Source organism: Cupriavidus basilensis, assembly GCF_000832305.1.
Classification (GTDB): Bacteria; Pseudomonadota; Gammaproteobacteria; order Burkholderiales; family Burkholderiaceae; genus Cupriavidus; species Cupriavidus basilensis_F.
The window spans coordinates 391,834-413,161 of sequence record NZ_CP010537.1 but is presented as its reverse complement, the minus strand read 5'-3'; the positions used below and the strand labels follow the sequence as shown (position 1 = coordinate 413,161).

22 protein-coding genes are annotated in these 21,328 nt (G+C 66.0%); 3 read left to right on the top strand and 19 right to left on the bottom strand.

The window, feature by feature from the left end:
* Window positions 1-81 precede the first annotated feature (81 nt).
* From RR42_RS22635 to RR42_RS22560, 16 genes are all read right to left on the bottom strand, one after another.
* Window positions 82-1,155, bottom strand: a complete 1,074-nt coding sequence (locus RR42_RS22635; protein ID WP_043353200.1) for an FUSC family protein — start codon at window positions 1,153-1,155, stop codon at window positions 82-84.
* Between the two features lie 207 nt (window positions 1,156-1,362).
* Complete coding sequence (locus RR42_RS22630; protein ID WP_144409923.1) at window positions 1,363-3,510, bottom strand: 3-hydroxyacyl-CoA dehydrogenase NAD-binding domain-containing protein; 2,148 nt, start codon at window positions 3,508-3,510, stop codon at window positions 1,363-1,365.
* 14 nt (window positions 3,511-3,524) lie between these two features.
* Entirely contained in the window at window positions 3,525-4,706 is a 1,182-nt protein-coding gene (locus tag RR42_RS22625; protein WP_052494866.1) for a thiolase, read from the bottom strand.
* Window positions 4,703-5,092: a Zn-ribbon domain-containing OB-fold protein gene (locus RR42_RS22620; protein ID WP_043357646.1), complete on the bottom strand. Its 390-nt coding sequence runs from the start codon at window positions 5,090-5,092 to the stop codon at window positions 4,703-4,705. Before RR42_RS22620 ends, RR42_RS22625 begins: the two co-directional genes overlap by 4 nt.
* Window positions 5,093-5,168: 76 nt before the next feature.
* Window positions 5,169-6,173 (bottom strand): tripartite tricarboxylate transporter substrate binding protein, encoded by a 1,005-nt coding sequence (locus tag RR42_RS22615; protein WP_043353198.1) that lies wholly within the window; start codon window positions 6,171-6,173, stop codon window positions 5,169-5,171.
* Between the two features lie 203 nt (window positions 6,174-6,376).
* Window positions 6,377-7,711 (bottom strand): type II toxin-antitoxin system HipA family toxin, encoded by a 1,335-nt coding sequence (locus RR42_RS22610; RefSeq protein ID WP_043353195.1) that lies wholly within the window; start codon window positions 7,709-7,711, stop codon window positions 6,377-6,379.
* A gap of 2 nt (window positions 7,712-7,713) precedes the next feature.
* Complete coding sequence (locus RR42_RS22605) at window positions 7,714-8,085, bottom strand: helix-turn-helix domain-containing protein (RefSeq protein ID WP_043353192.1); 372 nt, start codon at window positions 8,083-8,085, stop codon at window positions 7,714-7,716.
* Between the two features lie 112 nt (window positions 8,086-8,197).
* A complete protein-coding gene (locus RR42_RS22600; RefSeq protein ID WP_236702162.1) occupies window positions 8,198-8,566 on the bottom strand; it encodes a CzcE family metal-binding protein in 369 nt (122 codons plus the stop codon).
* A 130-nt stretch (window positions 8,567-8,696) separates the two neighbouring features.
* Window positions 8,697-9,623 (bottom strand): LysR substrate-binding domain-containing protein, encoded by a 927-nt coding sequence (locus tag RR42_RS22595; RefSeq protein WP_043353186.1) that lies wholly within the window; start codon window positions 9,621-9,623, stop codon window positions 8,697-8,699.
* A gap of 144 nt (window positions 9,624-9,767) precedes the next feature.
* The gene (locus tag RR42_RS22590) at window positions 9,768-10,193 is read right to left on the bottom strand and encodes an organic hydroperoxide resistance protein (protein WP_043353183.1); all 426 of its coding nucleotides are present in this window, start codon (window positions 10,191-10,193) and stop codon (window positions 9,768-9,770) included.
* 185 nt (window positions 10,194-10,378) lie between these two features.
* Complete coding sequence (locus RR42_RS22585; protein WP_043353180.1) at window positions 10,379-10,876, bottom strand: MarR family winged helix-turn-helix transcriptional regulator; 498 nt, start codon at window positions 10,874-10,876, stop codon at window positions 10,379-10,381.
* Between the two features lie 179 nt (window positions 10,877-11,055).
* Window positions 11,056-11,451, bottom strand: coding sequence for a DUF4440 domain-containing protein (locus tag RR42_RS22580; RefSeq protein ID WP_063778451.1), 396 nt, complete (start codon window positions 11,449-11,451; stop codon window positions 11,056-11,058).
* A 61-nt stretch (window positions 11,452-11,512) separates the two neighbouring features.
* Window positions 11,513-12,388, bottom strand: coding sequence for a hypothetical protein (locus RR42_RS22575; RefSeq protein WP_236702161.1), 876 nt, complete (start codon window positions 12,386-12,388; stop codon window positions 11,513-11,515).
* A 218-nt stretch (window positions 12,389-12,606) separates the two neighbouring features.
* A complete protein-coding gene (locus RR42_RS22570; protein ID WP_043353179.1) occupies window positions 12,607-13,335 on the bottom strand; it encodes an SAM-dependent methyltransferase in 729 nt (242 codons plus the stop codon).
* A 273-nt stretch (window positions 13,336-13,608) separates the two neighbouring features.
* Entirely contained in the window at window positions 13,609-13,998 is a 390-nt protein-coding gene (locus RR42_RS22565; protein ID WP_043357640.1) for a type II toxin-antitoxin system HicB family antitoxin, read from the bottom strand.
* A gap of 11 nt (window positions 13,999-14,009) precedes the next feature.
* Window positions 14,010-14,192: a type II toxin-antitoxin system HicA family toxin gene (locus RR42_RS22560; RefSeq protein WP_043353178.1), complete on the bottom strand. Its 183-nt coding sequence runs from the start codon at window positions 14,190-14,192 to the stop codon at window positions 14,010-14,012.
* A gap of 348 nt (window positions 14,193-14,540) precedes the next feature.
* Between RR42_RS22560 and RR42_RS22555 the strand changes: the two genes are divergently transcribed.
* Window positions 14,541-15,128: a gamma carbonic anhydrase family protein gene (locus RR42_RS22555; protein ID WP_043353177.1), complete on the top strand. Its 588-nt coding sequence runs from the start codon at window positions 14,541-14,543 to the stop codon at window positions 15,126-15,128.
* Between the two features lie 112 nt (window positions 15,129-15,240).
* Here RR42_RS22555 and RR42_RS22550 read toward each other — a convergent pair whose 3' ends face one another.
* The 3 genes from RR42_RS22550 to RR42_RS22540 form a co-directional block, all read right to left on the bottom strand.
* Window positions 15,241-16,599 (bottom strand): DUF1501 domain-containing protein, encoded by a 1,359-nt coding sequence (locus tag RR42_RS22550; protein WP_043353175.1) that lies wholly within the window; start codon window positions 16,597-16,599, stop codon window positions 15,241-15,243.
* A 28-nt stretch (window positions 16,600-16,627) separates the two neighbouring features.
* Entirely contained in the window at window positions 16,628-18,226 is a 1,599-nt protein-coding gene (locus tag RR42_RS22545) for a DUF1800 domain-containing protein (protein WP_043353173.1), read from the bottom strand.
* Window positions 18,227-18,348: 122 nt separating this feature from the next.
* Complete coding sequence (locus RR42_RS22540) at window positions 18,349-19,581, bottom strand: MFS transporter (protein ID WP_082055049.1); 1,233 nt, start codon at window positions 19,579-19,581, stop codon at window positions 18,349-18,351.
* 235 nt (window positions 19,582-19,816) lie between these two features.
* On the opposite strand from RR42_RS22540, the gene RR42_RS22535 reads away from it, so the two are divergent.
* Window positions 19,817-20,113: an ArsR/SmtB family transcription factor gene (locus tag RR42_RS22535; protein WP_043353167.1), complete on the top strand. Its 297-nt coding sequence runs from the start codon at window positions 19,817-19,819 to the stop codon at window positions 20,111-20,113.
* Between the two features lie 72 nt (window positions 20,114-20,185).
* Window positions 20,186-21,241, top strand: coding sequence for an alkene reductase (locus tag RR42_RS22530; protein WP_043353164.1), 1,056 nt, complete (start codon window positions 20,186-20,188; stop codon window positions 21,239-21,241).
* Window positions 21,242-21,328 lie beyond the last annotated feature (87 nt).

Genomic DNA, 21,328 nt, shown 5'->3' with positions numbered 1-21,328 from the left:
CCCTGCCGGCAATCCACGAGGCCGGCGCCTGGGCAAACTTCAGCATCGGCGTCGAAGCAACCGTTGAACACCAAAGCGGGCTTAAATGTTCCAGCGATCCGCGATGGCCGCCAGACGCTGCCTGAGATCGTCGAACTCGCCGGACAAGCGCAGCGTCAGCGAGACATAGCCAGCCCATTGCGGCGCAACGGTGCCCGCAATTCGCGCAAGCGAACAAGTACCACGCGGCGCCAGGCGCGCCACCACGCCATGGGTCAACGCGCGCGCCATGCCGATCAGCATGGCGCTGATGCGGCGGTTCTCTTCGGCAAGATGGTCGCGCACGAATGCCTTGGCCTGTTCGTCGTCAACGCGCGGGCGCGTGGCCGCGAGCACTTCCAGCAGGCTGATGCACACGCGCATGGCGTGCTGGATGGCTTCGAGCTGGTCCATCGAGACATTGATCTCCTTGGCCACCGACGGCATCAGCGATCGCAGCTGTACCAGCAAGCTGCCTTGCAGGACCATGGCCTGCTGCAGCACGGCCCGGTCGAAGCCCGCATCGTTGACGATGGCCGTGTGCATCCTGGCGCAACTGCGCAGGGCCTCGGCCAGCTTGTAGCGCCACGTATAGGTGGCGTGCAGGGGCAGCGCGAAGGAGAACAGCAGTGCGATCGCGATGCCGATCAGCACATCCGCCGCGCGCCAGAGGCCGTCCGCAATGGCGTTCTCGCCATGGCCGGCGACGATAAAGATGGTAATGGCGGAGAGCAGCGCCACGTAGCCACCCTTGCCGATCGCGTGATACGCACAGATGGCGCAAGCGATGACGATCAGCGCGTAGCTGAGCAAGGGCGCGTGAAAATACGATTGCTGCAGGATGATCACCAGCCCCGCGCCCGCGCCGATCAGCGTGCCGAGCGCACGCTCGGCCGCCTTCTTGCGGATATTGCCGTGGTGCTGCAGGCCGCCGATGACCACCAGCAGCGTGATCGATGCCCATTCGCCATGAGGCAGGTGGATGCCCGTGGTCAGCGCAATGGACGTCAGCAGGCCAAGCGCCACCCTGGCGGCATGAATCACCTTGGCATGGCGGTAGCGGCGCGCCGGGTCCAGCACCGGGCGCAGCACGCGCCGCAGCCACGGATGGGCACGGGAAAGCAGCGTGCTGGTCATGCTCGCCCGCCGGCTTGCGCAATGCTTTCGTCCACGCGCTGCAGCAGACGGGTGATTCTTGGCAACATCCTCGGCTACCTGGCTGACAACGAAGAAACGCTGGGCGCGACCGCCCGGCTGGCACCAGCAAAAACTACGCTAGTGTCCTCCGCCTTTCGCCGTAAGGCAACCGGGGCCCGGGCACACAGGCACGCGCCTTGCGCCGTTTCAGCCTGCGGCGAAGGTCTCGCGGCCCTGCGCCACCAGCCGCACCAGCAGTGGCGCCGGCGTCCAGTGCTCGCCGTGGATGGCATTCAACGCCCGGATCTTCTCGAGCGTGCGGCCCAGGCCGATGGTCTCGGCATGGAACATCGGCCCGCCGCGCCAGGCAGGAAAGCCGTAGCCATGCACGTACACCACGTCGATATCCGCGGCGCGCCGCGCGATGCCCTCCTCCAGGATGCGCGCGCCCTCGTTGGCCAGCGCGAGCATGCAGCGCTCGACGATCTCCTCGTCACTCACCTCGCGGCGTTCGATGCCGGCTTCCGCCGCGCAGGCGCGGATCAGTGCGTCGACCGCCGGATCGGGCAGCGGCGCGCGGCTACCGGCTTCGTAGCGGTAATAGCCCGCATTGGTCTTCTGGCCGAAGCGGCCTTGCTCGCAGATGCGATCGGCCACCTTGGAGTAGCGCAGGTGCGCGGGCCGCGTCGGCGCGAGCCGCTTGCGCGTGGCCCAGTTGATATCCATGCCGGCAAGATCGGCCATGGCCAGCGGGCCCATGGCCATGCCAAAGCGCGTGAGCGCGCCGTCCACCTGTTGCGGCGATGCGCCCTCCTCCAGCAGGAAGCCGGCCTCGCGCCAGTATGGCGTGAGCATGCGGTTGCCGACAAACCCTTCGCACACGCGCACCAGCACCGGGATCTTGCCGATGGCCCGGGCCATCTTCATGCAGGTGGCGATGACCTCCGGAGCGGTGCGCTCGCCCTGCACCACTTCCAGCAGCTTCATGACATTGGCCGGGCTGAAGAAGTGCAGCCCGATCACATCTTGCGGGCGCGAAGTGGATGCGGCGATCACGTCGATGCTCAGGCGCGAGGTATTGGTGGCGAGGATGGCGCCGGGCTTGCATAACGCGTCGAGCCGGGCGAACACGGCCTTTTTGACCGCCATGTCCTCGAAGACCGCTTCGATGACCAGGTCGGCGTCCGCCAGGGCGGCATCGGCCAGCGTGGGCGTGATGCATGCCATCCGCTGTGCAATCTCCTGCGCCGTGAGCTTGCCCTTGGCGGCCGTGATCTCGTAGTTGCGGCGGATCATGGCCAGCCCCCGATCCAGCGCGGCCTGCTGCTGCTCCAGCAAGGTCACCGCAATGCCGGCGTTGGCAAAGGCCATGGCAATGCCTGCGCCCATGGTGCCGGCGCCGAGAATGCCCACCCGCGCCACAGTGCGCAGCGATGCGCCTGCCGGCAGTGCTGCCACCTTGGGCGCCTCGCGCTCGGCGAAGAAGAGGTGGCGCAGCGCCTTCGATTCCGTGCTTGCCACGAGCTGGTCGAAGCGGGCACGTTCGTCGTCGAGACCGGCGTCGATCGGCAGGCGCGTGGCGGCTTGCACGCAAGCAATGGCGGCGCGTTGCGCCAGCGCATTGCGCGCCTTGGCGCTAACCGCCGCGCTGCGCGCTGCAAAGTCCACGCCAGCGGCATCGGCACAAGGCCTGCGCGCGATCACCGGATGGGCGCCCGGCAAACCGGCCACGCGCTCGGCGAAGGCCATGGCCGCGGCCAGCGGATCGCCATCGATCAGTGCATCGGCCATGCCGAGCGCCACCGCCTTGTCACCGCGCACGGGCTTGCCGCCCTGGATCAGCTCCAGCGCCGCCGGTACGCCAATCAGGCGCGGCAGGCGCTGCGTGCCGCCGCCGCCCGGCACCAGCCCGAGGTTGACCTCGGGCAGCCCCAGGCTGGCATCGGCGCTGGCGATGCGGTAGTGGCAACCGAGCGCCAGTTCCATGCCACCGCCCAGCGCCACGCCATGAATGGCGGCAACCACCGGCTTGGCCGACTGCTCGATGCGCGCGATCACCTGGCGCAGGGTGGGCTGCGCGCTGGCAGCCGGCGCATTGAACTGGCGGATATCCGCGCCGCCGCAGAACACCTTGCCGGCGCCGAGGATCACGATTGCCGCCACGGCATCGTCTTGCGTGGCCTGGGCGATGCCGTCGAACAGGCCAAGGCGCACGGTGTCCCCGAGGCCGTTCACGGGTGGGTTGTCGAGCAACAGGATGGCGATACGGCCCTGGCGGCCGTATTGCACCGTCGGCACCGTCGGCACCGTAGCGGTGAGCGGGGTGAAGACGGATGCCGAAGAACGGGAAGTCATAGGATTGCGCGGGCTCAAAGCGAGGTGGAGAGAATGGCCGTAGCCTGGCTGGACAGCACGCCGCCATTGCCATGCACCAGCGCAATGTCCGCGTCCTTGACCTGGCGGGCGCCCGCCTCGCGGCGCAGCTGCGTGACGGCCTCGATCACCAGGAAGATGCTGTACATGCCCGGGTGGAGGCAGGACAGCCCGCCGCCATTGGTGTTCATCGGGAACGCACCGCCCGGCTCGATGCGCCCACCAGACACGAAGGCGCCGCCCTCGCCCTTGGCGCAGAAGCCGAGATCCTCCAGGAACAGGATCGGGTTGATGGTGAACGCATCGTAGAGCTCCACCACGTCGATATCGTCCGGCGTCAGGCCCGCCTCGGTGAATGCCCTGCGCCCGGACTCCACGGCGGGCGTGACCGTCACATCGTCCATGCAGGAAATCTGCCGGTGCCAGTGGGCATGGCCGCAACCCAGCACATACACCGGGCTGGCGTGCAGGCCGCGCGCGCGGTCGGCCCGCGTGACCACGAAGGCGCCGGCGCCATCGGTGACCAGGCAGCAATCACGCACCGTGAGCGGGTCCGAGATCATCTTCGCGTTGATGACGTCATCCACCGTAAGCGGGTCGCGCGAGAACGCATCGGGATTGAGCTGCGCCCACCTGCGCGCGGCCACGGCCACCTCAGCCAGTTGCGTGCGCGTGGTGCCGTACTGGTGCATGTGGCGTGCCGCGGCCAGCGCATAGCTGCTGGGCGGGTTGAAGGGCTTGTACGGGTGCTCGTAGGGCTGCGGGTCAAGCTCGGCCCGCATCTGGTTCTGGCGCGAGCTGCTCGGCACGCTGCGCGGCGTGCTGCCGTAGCAGATCAGTACGTTGTCGCATTCGCCCGCCTCGATCGCCATGGCGGCAATCTTCAGGTCGGCGATAAACGACGAGCCGCCAAACATCGTGCTATCGGAGAATCTCGGCCGGATGCCAAGGTACTCGGCCATGCGCATCACCCACCACGGCGAGGTGAGGCTGGAGGTGATGATGCCGTCGATCTGCTGCATGCGCAGTCCGCTGGCCTTCACCGCGGCATGCGCCGCCTGCGCGATGATCTCCTGCTCGGTACGCCCGCCGGCGTGGCCCAGGCCGGCCAGCCCGGTGCCGAGGATGGCGATGGCGCCGCGCTGCGAGCCGGATGTGCCTCTGGTGCTGCCCATCATTGCGTCTCTCCCGGCGTGAATACGAGCAACGGCCCGGCTTCCTCGTGCGCGACCTGCACCTGCACGCGCATGCCGATGCGCACCGCATCCGGCGCGACGCCGGTGATGCGGCTCATCATCCTTGGCCCTTCGTCCAGGTCGACCAGGCAGACGTTGTAGTCGCCCTCCCTGCGGCGCACCGTGGTGGTGGCGTACACGGTGCCGCGCCCCGAAGGCGCAAGCCATTCCAGCGCATCCGAGCCGCAGTGCGGGCAAAGCACGCGTGGAAAGAAGTGCCACCGGCCACAATCCGCACAGCGGGGAATGACGAAGCGGCCCTGGGCCAGTTGCCCGAAGTAGAAGGCGTCCGCGCCCTGGGCGTGCTGCGTGGAAGATTCGTTATGCATCGACATGGCTCCGCCCTTGCTCGTTCACCGGCTCGCTCACCGGCTCGTTCACCGGCTCGTTCACCTGGCCGCCCACCTACTCGTCCACCTTCACGCCGGTAACCTGCACAGTGCGCTGCCACTTGGCCACCTCGGCCTCGACGTACTTGCGGAATTCCGCCGGCCCCAGCGTGCCCGCGGCTTCGGCGCTTTGCTTGCGCAGCTTGGCCGCCATCTCCGGCGAGCTCATGATGCGGTTGGCCTCCAGGTTCAGTCGCGCCACGATCTCCGGCGACGTGCCGGCTGGCGCGTACAGACCCAGCCAGGTGTAGAGGTCATAGTTCTTGAAACCGGCTTCGGCAATGGTCGGCAGATCGGGAAACAGCTTGCTGCGCTCCGCGCTGGTGACCGCGATCGGGCGCAGCTTGCCGGCCGCGATAAACGCCGACACGCTCATGGAATCCTGGAACACCATCGGAATCTGCCCCGCCACCACATCGTTGGTCGACGGCGACGCGCCCTTGTACGGCACATGCACCAGCGGCACGCCCGCCACTTGCCGGAACAACTCGCCGGCAAGGTGCGTGGAGCCGCCGACCCCGGCCGAGCCATACGGCACGCTGGGCTGCGATCTAGCCCACTTGATGAACTCCGGCAACGTCTTGGCCGGCACCGATGGGTTCACCACCAGCATGTTCGGCGCCTTGGCGATCAATGCGATCGGCTCGAAATCCTTCACCGGCTGGTAGCGCACGTTCTTCTGCACGGCCGGCCCGATCACATGGCCGGTCGCGCTAAGCAGCAGCGTATAACCATCGTTGGGCTTGCGCGCCACATACTCGGTCGCGATCTGCCCGGCGGCGCCGGGACGGTTCTCCACCACAAAGCTCTGCTTGAACGCCTGCGACAGTTCGGCCGCCAGCAAACGCCCCACGATATCGGTCATGCCGCCGGGCGCGAATGCCACCACGATGGTGACAGGCTTGCTGGGATACGGGTCCGGCTGGGCCAGCGCGGGCGCGGAGGCTGTCAGGGAAATCAGGGAACTAAGGGCGCTGCCGCACAAGGCGAGCAGGCGCAGGCGGGCCTGGATGGATTTCACGGTGTCTCCGGTCTTTCGTTCTTGTGTGCCGCCGCCTGCTCGACAAGAGGCGGAGAACGCCAACATCGATGGCTTGGGGCTGCCGGCCAGTATATTTTTGTGGCCGGAGCCCGGCCATCCGAAAGATTCGAATCACCGGTTCGTGGAATTGGAACGCTTGGGGGGTGGTTATCAAAGCCGGCGGGCGCCTGGCAGTTGCTCCGCTATGCCGGCATTCCGGCCAGCTTGCGGGACTGCCGCCGTACGCCGTCGAGAATTGCGGCGGCCAGGTCGGCGGGGAAACCTGCAGGCAGGCTGGCCGCGACCGTGGACAGCACCAGGTCCGTTGCGGCGATCAGTTCCTGGATAAGCGCTTCGACGCTCTCCTTGCTCAAGCCGACCTGCCGGCCTTGTGCAAGCCAGTGCCTGCGGCGTATCTGCCCGATCAGGTAGTAGTTCTCGTTGCCGCGAACTGCCATGGCCAGCTTTGCTTTCTGCGGCGCGACCTGATTGCGGCCGGGCCCGATGATTGGGTGAGCCGAAAGCACATCGTAGAGCGGCGTGGACCGGTAACTGCCGCGCGGCAGTAGCGCAATGCTGAAATTCTTCGCATGGCCATCTGTCGCGGCAAGCAGCCAGAACACCAGTTGCGCTTTAAAGAAGTTGCGCCGGTCGGCTTCGGCCTGCTCGGAACCAGCAAGCATGTTCATCAGCGCCGTCATGCCGGGGCCGCCATCCGCCTGGTACTTCAGCAGCGCAGGTGTGCCCGTTGCCTGGCAGAGATCCTCTTGCGGAAGACGGACAATCCAACGCCCGTCGCTCGCCCGCCGGCGGTCGAAGCGCTCGACGATCAGCGCCTTCTGGTCTTCGAAGCGTGCGATGTCGCAGCGGGCCACGGGTAGCCCATAGCCGGCAACGATCTGCGCGCACAGCCACTCGTTCTCCACCGAGGTCCGCATGTCGGCCCGCATATTGCCCACCATGCCCAACGGCAGCTTGAAGATGTGGGTGGTCGGCGTGCTGCCGTGGGGCAACATCCACTGTCCTTGATGGTGGAGCAGCGCCGTCTTCTCTTGCGCCCCCGCAATCGACAGGCGTAGCTCGTCGTCGCCATCGTAAGCACCCAGTGGCGCGGCGCTCGTGGTGTCGCGAAGCACGCGTGCGACCTGCGCTTCAGACAATGGCCTGCCGTTGATCGTCGTCAGGTCGGCTGGCACATCCCCCTCCTCCAGCAACTGCAGCGCGCCAACGCAATCGCGCCCCAGCACGGCTAGCAGTTCGAACGGCGTGACGCCGCCGGTCCGGTAGCGTTGCGCGAGGCGACGCCGGATGGCATCGCTGTCCGGCAGCAGATTGTCGAAGAAATCGGTGACGATGCGGCCCTTGTAGGACGCATTGGCCGGCAGGAATGGGAGGGACAGCGAGAGCGGGCGCCCTTGCTCGTCCTGGATCCACTCGTCAAAGTAGGTCAGCGACTCCACCTGCGCGCGCTCCCAGATGCCGACTGGGACGCCGTTCATCCAGATCTGCAGCCTTTGCTTGTGTGAGCGGCGTCCCATGCCTACCAAGCCTCGCGCCGCTTCGGCACGGTGGGCGCGGTCGCCTTCGCGCGCTTAGGCTTGGCGGAGGCGGCGCTATCTTGCGCCACCCATGCAGTCGCCGCGGTGCCTTGTCCCGGCGCCGACTGACAGGCGCTGGGACGCATGGCAGCCTGTGAGGCCACCGGACTCAATACCAGTTCCACCCCAAGAACTTGCAGGGTCCGGTAGAGACGCTCAATACTGGCCGCGGCTGGGTTGGCCTCCAGTTGGGCATAGGACTGCTGCGTGATGCCCAGCTTGGCGGCAACCTCCGCCTGCGTCAGGTGACTGGCCTTGCGAAAGCCTTGCAGGATGGGACGTAGCTGGCTGATGGCTTTGATGGGATAGTCCACGGCGATCTCCGGCACATGTTACTTACCCGACAAAGTATAACTTGTAAAAACAAAATACAGGCCAAAGATTGTAAATTCAAAATACAATCCATGCACTGTATTTCATCCAGACTCAGCCTCCGGTAAACAACTGGCTCGGCGCGATGTACACCCGGATCCCCCTGGCCTGCGCCATCGCCGGGAAGATGGTCCTCATGTCGACCGAGGTCCCGCCGATGGCCTCCAGGAACGTCCAGCCGACGGTCTTGTCGCCGGCGCGGAAGGCCACCGATTCGCCGGATGCCGCGTTCACGTAGTTCATGCCCGGGACCAGCGTGACCGTGCGGGTCGTCGTGCTCACGTCGGCGGGACTGCCGAACAGAGCGGCGACACGGGCGGCTTTCGTGGCCGGCGTGGCGCTCCAGGCGGAGGGGCTGGCGGCGGCGATGCCGACGAGGGAGAGTGCCAGAGCGGCGGCGAGCGTTTGCTTCTTGTTCATCATTTTTCCTTGTGCCTACCCTTGTCAGATTTGGGTACACGAGGAAAGTGTAGCGACGATGAATCTATTCTAAAAATGATATATTCATCACACATTCAGTCGCTTTTTTCATGCTCAGTGATGACGCCGGCAACTACGCGACCGGGGCGCCATCCTCCCGCGTGGCGGCAACACGCGGATCATTGAGCAGGAATTGCACGAACGCCGCCGTGAAGGACGGCAGCTTGCCTTCGGCGCGCACGATCAGGTTCAGCTCGCGGCGGGCCCAGGTTTCCGCCAGCCGCACGCCAGCTATCCGGGCATCGCGCAGGGCCGCCGCGGCCACGCTGCGCGGTACCAGCGCCACGCCCACGCCGGCTTCGACCAGTGACAACGCGGCCTCGAAGCTATGGGCGTGCAGCCGCACGTTGGGGCTTTTTCCGGCGCGCTGCGCCATATCGCGCAGGAAGAGGAAGTTGCTGCTGCCGCGGCTCATGCACACGAAATCGAAATCCAGCGCGGCACCGAAGCGCAGTTCGGCCTGGCGCGCCAGCGGGTGGCCGTTGGGCACCGCCAGGATCAGTTCGTCCACCGCGTAACGCACGGCACGGACGTCGCTGGCATCGATATCGCCAGCCAGAATGCCGATATCGGCCTCTTGCGCAGCCACGGCGCACGGGATCGCCTGGCTGGCGCGCTCTTCCAGGTCGATGTTGACGTCCGGGTTGGCGGCCAGGAAGCGGCTCACGCTGGGGATGATAAAACCGTTGAGCGAACTGCTGTTGGCCAGCAGCCGGATATGGCCCTTGAGTCCGGCGGAAAAGCGCCCGACTTCGCCATGCATGCGCTCCACGCCGCGCAGCAGTTCACGCACGTGCACCAGCAAGGTCTCGCCGGCAGGGGTGAGTTCCATGCCGCGCGCGCTGCGCACGAACAAGGCCGTGCCCATCGCGTGCTCGAGATTCTTGAGGCGGTAGCTGGCGGCGGATGCCGTGATGTGGCTGGCAGAGGCGCCACTGGACAGGCTCTGCGCTTCTGCAATCGCCTGGAACAGGCGCAGGTCGGTGAGCTCGTATCGCACTGTGTCTCCGGGGGCTGTCTTGTTGCTTCGCTGTTTGCCACTTGTGGCCGCGCGCGAGACAAAGCAGACGGCCCCGCGCAAGGGGGCTCATTCTAGAGCATTGCGCGGGGCCGGCCCCGGGGACGCAGGGATGGAGATGCGTGCTTAGATCAGCGTCAGGCGCACGTCGATATTGCCACGCGTGGCATTCGAGTACGGGCAGACCACGTGCGCCTTGTCGACCAGGTCTTGCGCGACGGCGCGGTCCAGGCCGGGCAGCGCGATGTTCAGGTCCACCTCGATGCCAAACCCGGTCGGAATGGCGCCGATGCCGACCTGGCCGGTGATGGCGGTGTCGGCAGGCAGTGCCACCTTGTCACGCGCCGCCACGAACTTCAGCGCGCCGAGAAAGCAAGCCGAGTAGCCCGCCGCGAACAGCTGCTCCGGGTTGGTGCCGGCGCCGCCCGCGCCACCCAGCTCGCGCGGGGTGGCCAGCTTGATATCCAGGGCGCCATCGGACGACACGGCGCGGCCGTCACGGCCTCCGGTTGCGGTGGCGGAAGCACGGTAGAGGACTTTTTCGATCGACATGATGACACTCCTGGCTAGTTGATAAAACTGGCTCATCGAGCCTTGGGTTGGAGAAAGCCTGTTCGCTTTCCACATTTAATAGTTTGCTATTAAATAGCACGCTATATATTAGACAACCAAAACGGGCTGTCAAGTTGTTCAGCCCGCCATCCGCCGCTGCTCCCATCGCGCCGGCGCCTTGATCCTTAGCTGCCGGCTGCTACGGCAAACCGCTCGCGCAACTGGTCCAGCTCCGCCTTCACGGCCATCACCTGATCGACGCTGCAGCCAGAGGCACACAGCACCGCGCGGGGCACCGCCTGCGCCGGCTCCTTGAGCGCATGGCCTTCGGCGGTGAGCGTGACAATGACCTGCCGCTCGTCGGCAACGGCACGTTCACGCCGCAGCAGCAGCTGCGCTTCCATGCGCTTGAGCAGCGGGGTCAGCGTGGCCGAATCCAGATGCAGGCGGCCGCCGATTTCCGACACGGTCAGGCCATCGGCTTCCCACAGCACCATCATCACCAGATACTGCGGATATGTCAGGCCCAGCGGTGCCAGCAACTTGCGGTACAGCTTGTTCAGCGCAAGCGACGTGGCGTACACGGAAAAGCAGAACTGCTGGTCCAGAAGCAGCGCCGACGCGGCGTTTGCCGTGGCGTCGTGTGCTGCCTGCTTGGTCCGGGAGGTGCGTTTCGTGTCCATGGGCTGAAATATATATAGTGCGCGATTCAATTGCAAGCTATTTTTCTCTTACCGAACCAGCCCTTACCAGCCCTTACCAGCCCTTGCCGGCCCTTGCCGGCCCTTACCGGCCCTTACAAGGCAGTCGTTGACATGGCGCATTCCGATCAACGTGCGGAATTCAGCCCGCTTGAAACGCGTCAAGCAGAAAAAGGGTCCGTCGGCGTGCCCTGGTGAAACGACATCTGCCAACCCTTATCAGTCAGCGTCCAGATCGAGGTGCGCAAGGTGTGCCGCTCCAGCCGGCTGTCCGGCTGCTGGCAGGCAGAGCGGTAGTTCAGCATGGCCACGCCCGGCGCAAGCGGGCGCAGCGAGAAATCCTGCGCCCAGATCGTGCCCGAGGCGGCTTCGGTGGGCAGTTGGTCGAGCGTGTCGGCCTTGGTGTAGATGCCACCGGAGCGGCCGAACTCCAGGAAGTCGTCGTGCAGCAGTGCGTCCAGCCGATGGCGGTCGCCGCGCGCGGCGGGACGGTGCAGTTCGGTTTCGAGTTGCCGGAGCAAGGGCAGCAAATCGATCTCTTGGTTCTCGTTGTTCATGTCGTGTCGCTCCTTGGCGTTCCCTGGCGCGGCGTTCCTGCCAGCGCTCTGCATTTCCGCGTCACTGTGCGTCGTCGTCCATGCCAATGGCAGTCGTGTCGATTCTCTCGACCTTGCCTTTTTGCCGCACCTCCGTGCGCAGCACGAACGCTTCCGTCGGACAGTACCAGTCGGTGACGCTCATGATCGCGGGCTCGGTCTGGATGAGGTCATCGCCCATCATCAAAGGCCCCAGCGAGGTGCGCTTTTCGTAAGTGATCGGCATGCATTCGCGGCGGCCCAGCATGGTCTCGATAGATTGCGCACGGCCGACGCGCCGCTCGCCAACCGAGACCGAGGCCGATGGCGCGCGAATGGTCGTGACCATCTCGTCCGTAGCCAGGCTGTGGATCTCGAGATCCAGGCTGGAACTGAGCGTCTCGCCCGGCAGCACCACGCCCTCCCGTATCGCAAGGCCGGCGTAGCTGAGCACGCCTTTGCCCTGGAACGATGCCTGCCCGAACAACCGCGTGTAGCGCGCCTGCGCATTGATGGTGGCGCGCTGGCTGCTCACGCTGCCGACCGAGCCGGCCGTGGCGCCGCGGTCGAACGTCATCTTGTGGACCTGGTCCATCACCACCGGCGGGCCCATCATGGCCGCCAGCGCCGACTTCGAGTGAATCGACAGCCAGGCGCTGCAGCCATTTTCCGTGAGCGTCGGGTTCCGGATAGTCATGGTGATCGACATCGGCATGTCGCCACTGGCCTCCATCTGCGCCCGCGCGCCGGGCTGGAACCACGGCGCGTCGCAGATGGTACCGGGCACGCCCTGCGCCGGGCTGTCGGTGGGGCCTTGCTGCGCCAGGGCTTCATCAGCGAGCCCGCATAGCAGCAATGGCAGCAGCACCGCACCCAGCCGCCTGAAGGCGGGCTTCGGCCCGTGAGGGTTAGCAGTCATGTGGTTTCCCGAGCAAAAAACCTGCCGCTGGCGCTTGCCCATGGGTCGGGGTTTCAACCCGGACGGGCCGCCAGCACGTCCAGAAGGTAGCACTTGGCATGACGCCCCACAACCCGGATTGGCGCCAGCACCGATGAATCTGGCCTCAGGAATAAAATGCCTAATCCGGCCCTCGGCCGGATTGCGCGCAAAGCCCAGCCAGGCGCGAGCGTGCGGACTCAGCTGCCCTGCTTGCGCGCCAGCCAGGCGCCCCAGAACAAGCTGCCAAAGAAGCGTTGCGGCGCGGCAAAGCCCGCCTCGGCCAGCAGCGCCTGCACGGCAGCCTCCGAGTGTGGCGGGTCCGCGCCTTGCAGGATCTTGCCCAGCTTGGCCTGGACCTCGTCGGCGCTGGCGCCTTGCATGCGCCAGCGCTCGCCCCACGCGGCCAGCAGCAGCGGCTCGCTGGCATAGGCGCGGTAATTGCCGGCGAGAATCAGCGGCGCGCCTGGTTTCAGGCGGGCAGCGATGGCGCGCAAGATATCGCGCTTGGCTTCGTCCCCCGGCAGGTGATGCAGCACGCCGATCAACGTGGCGGCGTCGAAGCGCGGCGTGGCGGGCAAGTCCTCCACCACGCCCGGCACGGCATGCGTGCGCTCGGCCAGCCCGGCCTGCGCGACGCGCGCCATGGCAAGGTCCAGCATCGGCGCCGACGGATCAACCGCCGTGAAGCGCCACGCCGGCTCCAGCCTGGCCGCGCAGACGATCTCCTGCGCCGTGCCGCCGGCGCCGACCACCAGCACCTCGGCCGCGCGCCCGGCGCCAAGCGTTGCCGCCAGCATGCAGGCGGACAGCTCATGGCAGGCATCGTAGCCAGCCAGCGCGATGCGGCTTTGCTTTTCGTACTCGCCAGCGCGGCTGGGGTCGAATTTGGCGGCGGGATCGGCGGCGGCGGTTTGATTGGGGGTCATGGAAGCGTTCCTCTTCGTTCGCTCTGTCTTGTTGCGGGGAGATGACCCTGAACAGCCTAAAGGGCCAGTCCCGGCGCGACAAGATGACAACTTATGCTGGTATGAGACCTACCCCTCTCAAGATGATCAAACAATACGTCCAGCCTTGAGCACGCGCATGGTGGAGACATGACGTCGCGCCTCGCAACCGGCAACGTATCCTGTTCTCTTCCGGGCTTTGGGTCCGCGCGGATGTTTGCGCAAGGCGCTGGGGGCAACGTCAGGGACTTGCTCTCAGGCATGCTCCATCTCATGCTGCGCAGCCATGGCGAGGAAGGCCGAACGCGACATGTGCCGCTGCTTGGCTACGGCGTCGATCTGTTGCACCAGGCGCTCGGGTAGGCTGATGTTCAACCGCACCGCTTTAGCGTTGACCTTCGAAAGATCAATGTCGACCAGCATCCAGATGCCGTGCGCATAGTCTGGATTCCCGATCCACTGCTCGGGAGACGAAGGAGCCGGAACCGGGTCGCCATCTGCGTAGTGAGCCTCCACGGCTTCCTGCGCATTGGCCGGGACATCGGCCCAGTCGTCGGCCGCCGAGAAGCAGCCAGGGAAGTCCGGGAAGGAGAGCCCATGCGCATGGGTCGCGTCGCCGGGCTCGACAAAAACGGGATAGAGCATCTTTCCCTCCATTACTTGAGACCTGCCTGTTTCAAGATGCTGCGCGTGGTGCCGACCGGCAGATCCTTTTTCGGATGCGGCACCGTGACCTTACCGAGCTTCGTCGAGTGCTTGAACTGGTGGTGAGAACCCACCACGTGGACCAGTTGCCAGCCATCGGCCCGGAGTTGTTTGATCAGGTCTGCGCTGTTCATGTGTGTAATCTTACACAATACACAACGTTGCGTAAAAGAATTTCGCGGACTTGGCCGATTGGTCAGGCATCGGTCTTCCACGCCGCCCAGGCCGGTTCGATCCCGACAGGCAGTTCTAGTTGTCTCCTCGGCATTCCGGCCGATTCGCCCGCCCTGCGTAAGCCCGGTGGGCTTTTCTTTTAATTGTGCATAACGAGGTGCGCAAAGCGGCACCACCGCGCCCACGACGAAAACGGAACACCTACAACTGCAACTGCAACTGCAACTGCGGCCGCGCGAGAGTGCTTAAGCCCATGAACGCACCAACGTACAATCTGCGCATTCCAAAAATAGCCCAAGGAGACAGCGATGGCATTCATCGGCCCCGATGTGAGCTTGCACCCCACCGCCTACGTGCATGAATCGGCCTACCTCTATGGCAAGATCACCGTGCATGAGGGCGCATCGATCTGGATCAATGTGGCGGCGCGCGCCGAGAGCCGGGAAATCGTGATCGGCGCCTACACCAATATCCAGGACTTCGCGATGCTGCATATCGGCGAGCGCACGCCGACCATCATCGGCAGTCACTGCTCGATCACCCACCACTGCACCATCCACGGCTGCACGATCGGCGACAACTGCCTGATCGGCATCAACGCCACGATCATGGACGGCTGCGTGATCGGCGATAACTGCATCATTGCCGGGCACGCTTTCCTCAAGGAAGGCACCGTGATCCCGCCCAACTCCATCGTGATGGGCAGCCCGGGCAAGGTCACTCGCACGCAGAACAACTATGTGCGCAACCGGCTCAATGCGTTCTTGTATTACAAGAACGCGCTGGCCTATGCGGAGCAGAATTATCGGGCGTGGGAAGGGCCGGCGTTCTCGGCGCAGATGATGCGGGAGGTGGAAAGGCTGCAGGCGGAGTTGGACGCGATTGCCGGCACTTGACCGCACTGCACTTGGCATTTGCCGCACCGCAGCCGGGCTCGCTTGATATCCGCGTCAGCGCGATCACCTCGTTCCTTGTCTCGTGTTTCCGGACAGCCTGGCAGCCGGGCAGCTAGACCAGCCCGATATCCACCGCCCGGGTATCGGGAAACACATGCGCCAGGCGCGCATCGTCCAGCCCGTACAGGCGCTTGAAGATCCCGCCCAGCATCGCGCGGTATTCATTGAGCACCGGCCAGTCTCGATTCTGGTTCAGCGTGCGCTGCTCCACCGCCACTTGCTCGCCAGCGATGCGCCCGCCACGCACGGCGCCGCCGGCCACCCAGTACGCCGTGCCGTGACCATGGTCGGTGCCGCGCGTGCCATTCTCGCGGAAGGTGCGGCCGAATTCGGAGACCACCACCACGGTGGTCTTGCTCCACGCCGGCCCGATCTCGTCCGCGAATCCGGAGATGCCGCGCCCGAGGTTATCGAGCAGGTTGGCCAGTTGCCCCTGCGCGCCGCCCTGGTTCACGTGCGTATCCCAGCCGCCGACATCGATAAAGCCAAGATTGAAACGCTCGCGCATCAGCCCCGCCATGCGGCGCGCTTCCACCTCGAAGCCCTTGGCGCTGAGTGCGCGGCGGTTGGCCGCCTGCATCTCCTGCATGCGGCCCGCCATGTCCGGCTCGGCCTGCGCGGGCAGGTTCGCGGCCATCATGCTGTTGCGCCGCTGCATGGCCTCGGCCTCCTGCGCCACGGTCTGGCGCAGCTCGAAGCCCTCGTTGATCAGCGACTCGAAGCGCGTGCCGCGATACATCTGCGCAAGCACGCGGGTCTGGCGCTCGTCGAAGGGCGTGCGTCCGGTTCCCTTGAGCGAGACGTTGGGCACGGTGAGCGCGCCGCTGAGCGCCATCGGCAGGCCGTCGGTAAAGGCGACGGGCGCGGCGCGTCCGCCCATGGATTCGGCCAGCCGGTTGAGAAAGCCGGTGCCGCGCAACGAGGCATCGATGCGTCCGCTGCCCTTGCCGTTGCCGGCTAGCGGCAAGCCGGCCTCGACCCCGTCCTGCGTCTCGAAGTGGCTGCGCGAGAGGTCATCGGTGCCGGCAAACGGCACGAACGCAAGCTGCTGCTTCTGCCACAGCGGCAACAGGCTGTCCTTGAGCGCGGGATGCAGCGCCCAGGCATCGATGCCCCTGCCCGCGCCGCCATCGAAGGCTTGCGCCAGCGACAGCGACAGCGCGGCGCGCGGATCGGCCGGAGCGCCCGGCGCCACCGGCCTAGCAATGGCGATGGTCGGGCGCGATGCGTAGTAGAAATCGCTGCCCGCGGGCACCAGCACGTTGGTGGCATCGTAGCCGCCACGCAGGAACACCAGCAGGAAGCGCGCATCGGCCTGCTGCGGCAGCGCGTAGGCACGCGAGACGATGCCGGGCGCCAATGCCGCCAGTCCGGCCAGCCCCGCGCCCTTTAGCCAGTCACGTCGTTGCATGGGGTACTCCTTGTTCTGGGCGGACTGCTCAGTCCTGCATCCATTCGGGCGACGACAGCAAGATGGTGTTCCACTCCGCCTGCGACGTCGCCTGCGTCATCGCGGTGCGCGTGGCGGGGCCGAGCGTGGATTCGATGCTGTCGAAGAACACGCGGTTGGTCAGCAAAGGAAAGCCGGTGCGCTCGGCCGGCTTGCCGTCATCCTTGGAGAACAGCCCGGCCTGCCCCGAGCCAATGGCGCGCGCGATCTCGAATCGCTTGACCATCTGCCCGGAACTGGCCCATGCGCTCTCCGCTGCCGGGAAACCGTCCGGCGTGATGCGGCCATAGAGCGGCTCGCCAAGCTGGTTAAGCCAGCCGATGGCGGGGCGCAGGTTGGCCACCGTGCGGCCGTCATACGCGAGCCGCAGCGACGAAGCCACGAACTGCATCGGGTCCTTGAACTTGCGCGTGCCGGAAGCCAGCGTGGTGTTCAGCTCAGGCGACAGGAACAGCGTGCGCAGCACCGCCGCGATATCGCCATCGGTCTGCGTGAATGTGCCTGCCATGCGATTGACGAGCGACGGCGGTGGCGTATCGCCGACGAAGTGCGCGGCGAGCTTGTAGGAGATGAAGCGCGCGGTGGCCGGATCGCGGCTGAGAATCTCCACGGCCTGCTCCACCTCGTGGAAACCGCTCGGCTCGATACGATGGCCAAGCAAGGTCTTGGGCCCGAAGTCGTGCCGGTTCGGGTTGAACTCGAACAGCCCGCCCGCGCGGTAAAACGCCTGCTTTTGCGGCGCGAGCTTGGGCGGCTCGCCGCTGGCGTTGATGCCCAGGCCGGTCAGCACGCGGGCCAGCTCCTGCACATCCTGCTGCGTGTAACGCGAGCCGCTCGGGCCGCCGGCCACGCCCAGCGTGTGCAGCTCCATCAGCTCGCGCGCATAGTTCTCGTTGATGCGGTTGACCGCGCTCTGCGCGTTGTCCAGGTACTCCAGCATGGCGGGCGATGTCACGGTCGCCATCAGCAGGTCGCGGAACTTGCCCAGCGCATGCGGGCGCACCGCCTTGTCCTCGTAGTCGGCCAGTACCCAACGCACCGAGCCCTTGCCGGAGTACACGCTGAAGTGGTTCATCCAGAACCACGTCATCTGCTCGCGCAGCTGCGCGGGCGAGTAGAGGGCACGCAGCAGATGGCGGCGGCTGGTGTCGAGCACCGCGTCGTTGCCGCTGCGGTTGAGCGCGTCGCGCGCCTTCTGCTTTTCGTCTTCGTCGGTAAGGGTATTGATGCGCTGCTGCTCGGCGCGCACGCTGCGCAGCCTTTGCTCACCGCTTTGCTGGGCAATGCTCAGCGCCCCGATGGTGGCGGCAAGCTCGCCCGTATCGGTGCCGGGCGCCTTGAGTTGCTCTTCGAGATAGCGCTCGCGCCCCAGTTTGCGCAGGCGCTCGATGCTGGACTGGTTGGCGCCGAAGGTAACGGTGTTGAGCCAGTGCAGGTCGGCCGGCTTCAGGGCCGCACCGGTTGTACCCTGCGGCGCGCTGCCGCCTTGCGCGCAGGCACCCAGCAGGCCTGCGGCCGCACTCAGGAGGCAAACCGACATCAGGCGGGACATCGTGCGTGACCGCAGGCGTGAAATGCGCAAGGACATGGCTGGCCTGTCTCGAACCCCGAGGGGTGACACCGCTCTTACGCTGGCCGACGGGATTTGGTTGACGTGGATTCACCGATATCCAGCCTGAACCAGTAAGCAAAATGAAAGCTCTCGCCGCGTTACCGACGTAAGGTCACCCCCCAGAATACCAGCGCGGCCGCGCTGATCGCCGCGCCCAGCATGCAAACGCCGGACCATCCTGCGTACGCATGGACATGCGTCGAGGCGATGGACCCGGCACCGCTGCCAAGCGCATAGAACAACATGTAGCAGCCCACCAGACGGCTGTGCGCTTGCGGCCGCACCCGAAACACCATGCTCTGGTTGGTGACATGGATGGCCTGCCCGGCCAGGTCCAGCACGATGATGCCCGCCACCAGCAGCCACAGCGACTCCCGCGCAAACGCCAGCGGCGCCCAGCACGCCACCAGCAGCACCAGCGCGATGCCGGTGGTCCACTGCCCCAGCCCGCGATCCGCGAGGCGCCCGGCACGCGCTGCTGCCAGCGCGCCCACAGCGCCAACCAGCCCAAAGGCACCGATGGCGGTATGCGACATCGAATACGGCGGCGCGCTCAGCGGCAGCACAAGGGCGGTCCAGAACACGCTGAACGCGGCGAACATCAGCATGGCGAGCACGCCGCGGACCTGCAACGTGCGCTCCTGCGCCAGCAGCGTGAACATCGACGCGAGCAGGCTCACGTAACGCAGCTTGGCCGGCGCGCTGGCCTGCCGCGGCAAACGGCGCGCCAGCAGCCCGATCATCAGCAACGCCAGCACGCCCGAGACCACGTACACCGCGCGCCAGCCGGCAAGATCCGCCAGCACGCCCGCCATGGCCCGCGCCATCAGCAAGCCGATCATCACGCCGCCCTGCGCGGCGCCCACCACGCGCCCGCGCTCGGCCGGCGCGGCGAGCGTGGCCGCGAACGCAATCAGCCCCTGGGTCATCGCCGTGCCCAGCAAGCCCACCGCGAGCATGCCTGCCAGCAATGCCGTGCGGGTGGAAGCCGCCGCCACCAGCGCCAGGGCGACGGCGAGCAACAGCAACTGCAGCAGGATCAGGCGGCGCCGGTCCACCAGGTCGCCCACCGGCACCAGCAGCAGCAACGCCAGCGCGCAGCCCGCCTGCGTGGCCGTGACGACGATGCCGACCGACCCATGGCCGAAGCCGAACTCGCGCGCCATCGCATCCAGCAAGGGCTGCGCGTAGTAGACGTTGGCCACGCTGAGCCCGCACGCCAATGCGAACAGCCAGACCAGCGACGACGACATGGCAGACGGCGCGTCCGGGGCCTGCGCCAACGGTGCGGTGGCCAGGGTGGCGGCGGTGGCTGGGTCAGGCGTCATCATGGATCCATTTGGTTTTATAAAGAAACTGAACGGAGTCTAAGTCACATTGGTTTCTTTAAGCAACCAGATAGGGATAACCATACGCCGAGTAGGTACTACCATGTGGCGCAACGGCCTCTCCAGCAGAGCCGCGACGTATATCGTATAGTTGCGATATTAATTTTGTGAGAAGCGGATATATGTTTCGCCAAAACGCGAAACAGCCCGTGCCTCCGAGACCGGACAAACCCACGCAATGGACATCGACGCCATCCACAAAGCCCTGGCCAATCCCGTACGGCGCAGCATCCTCGCCTGGCTGAAAGCCCCGCAGGAGAATTTCGCCATGCAGGACTATCCGCTCGAGCTGGGCGTCTGCGCGGGCCTGATCGACGCGCGCACCGGACTGTCGCAATCCACCGTGTCGGCACATCTCGCCACGTTGCAACGCGCCGGGCTGGTGACTTCCAAGCGGGTTGGCCAATGGATTTTTTTCAAGCGTGACGAGCAGACCATCCAGGCCTTTCTCGATCACATGCACAGCGATCTTTGATACCAGCGGCGCGCGAGCGCCTACTTACGCACCCACGGTGCGCCACTCTCCTCGACACCCGGACAAACTGACATGACCTCTCTCTTCGACCCCATCCGCATCGGCGACCTCGACCTCCCCAACCGCGTCATCATGGCACCGCTGACGCGCTCGCGCGCAGTGGGTGGCGGCCGCGTGCCCAACGCCCTGATGGCCGAGTACTACGTGCAGCGCGCCTCCGCAGGCCTGATCCTCAGCGAAGCCACCTCGGTCAGCCCGCAAGGCGTGGGCTATGCCGACACCCCGGGCATCTGGTCCGACGAGCAAGTCGCCGGCTGGAAGGTGGTGACCGATGCCGTGCACGCCGCCGGCGGCCGCATCTTCCTGCAGCTGTGGCACGTGGGTCGTATTTCCGATCCGGTCTTCCTGGACGGCGAACTGCCGGTGGCGCCCAGCGCCATTGCCGCCGCGGGCAATGTCAGCCTGGTGCGCCCCAAGCGCGCGTTTGTCACGCCGCGCGCGCTGGAAACCGATGAAATCCCCGGCATCGTCGCAGCCTACCGCCACGGCGCCGAGAACGCCAAGGCCGCCGGCTTCGACGGCGTGGAAGTGCACGGCGCCAATGGCTACCTGCTCGACCAGTTCCTGCAGGACAGCACCAACAAGCGCACCGACGCCTACGGCGGCTCGCTCGAAAACCGCGCCCGCCTGCTGCTGGAAGTGACCGACGCCTGCATCGACGTGTGGGGCGCATCGCGCGTGGGCGTGCACCTGGCACCGCGTGCCGATGCGCACGACATGGGCGACTCGGACCTGCCGGCCACCTTCGGCTACGTGGCACGCGAGCTCGGCAAGCGCGGCATTGCCTTCATCTGCTCGCGTGAAGCGCTGGGCGAGCCCCGCCTCGGTCCCGCGCTGAAGCAGGCGTTTGGCGGCACCTATATCGCCAACGAGAAGATGACCAAGGAAACCGCCGAGCACGTGCTGCAAGCCGGTGAAGCCGATGCGGTGGCCTTTGGCCAGCTGTTCATCGCCAACCCGGACCTGCCGCGCCGCCTGCAGATCGACGCACCGCTGAACGCGCCGCAGCCGGAGACTTACTACCACTCGGGCGCGGAAGGTTATATCGACTACCCCGCGCTTGCCTGAGCACGGTTGCCGGCCCGCGCCGGCTTGCCTGAGCGCGCGCGGCCAGGCGACCTGGCCGAGTAGGTGACCGGTTGAACGGTTGAACGC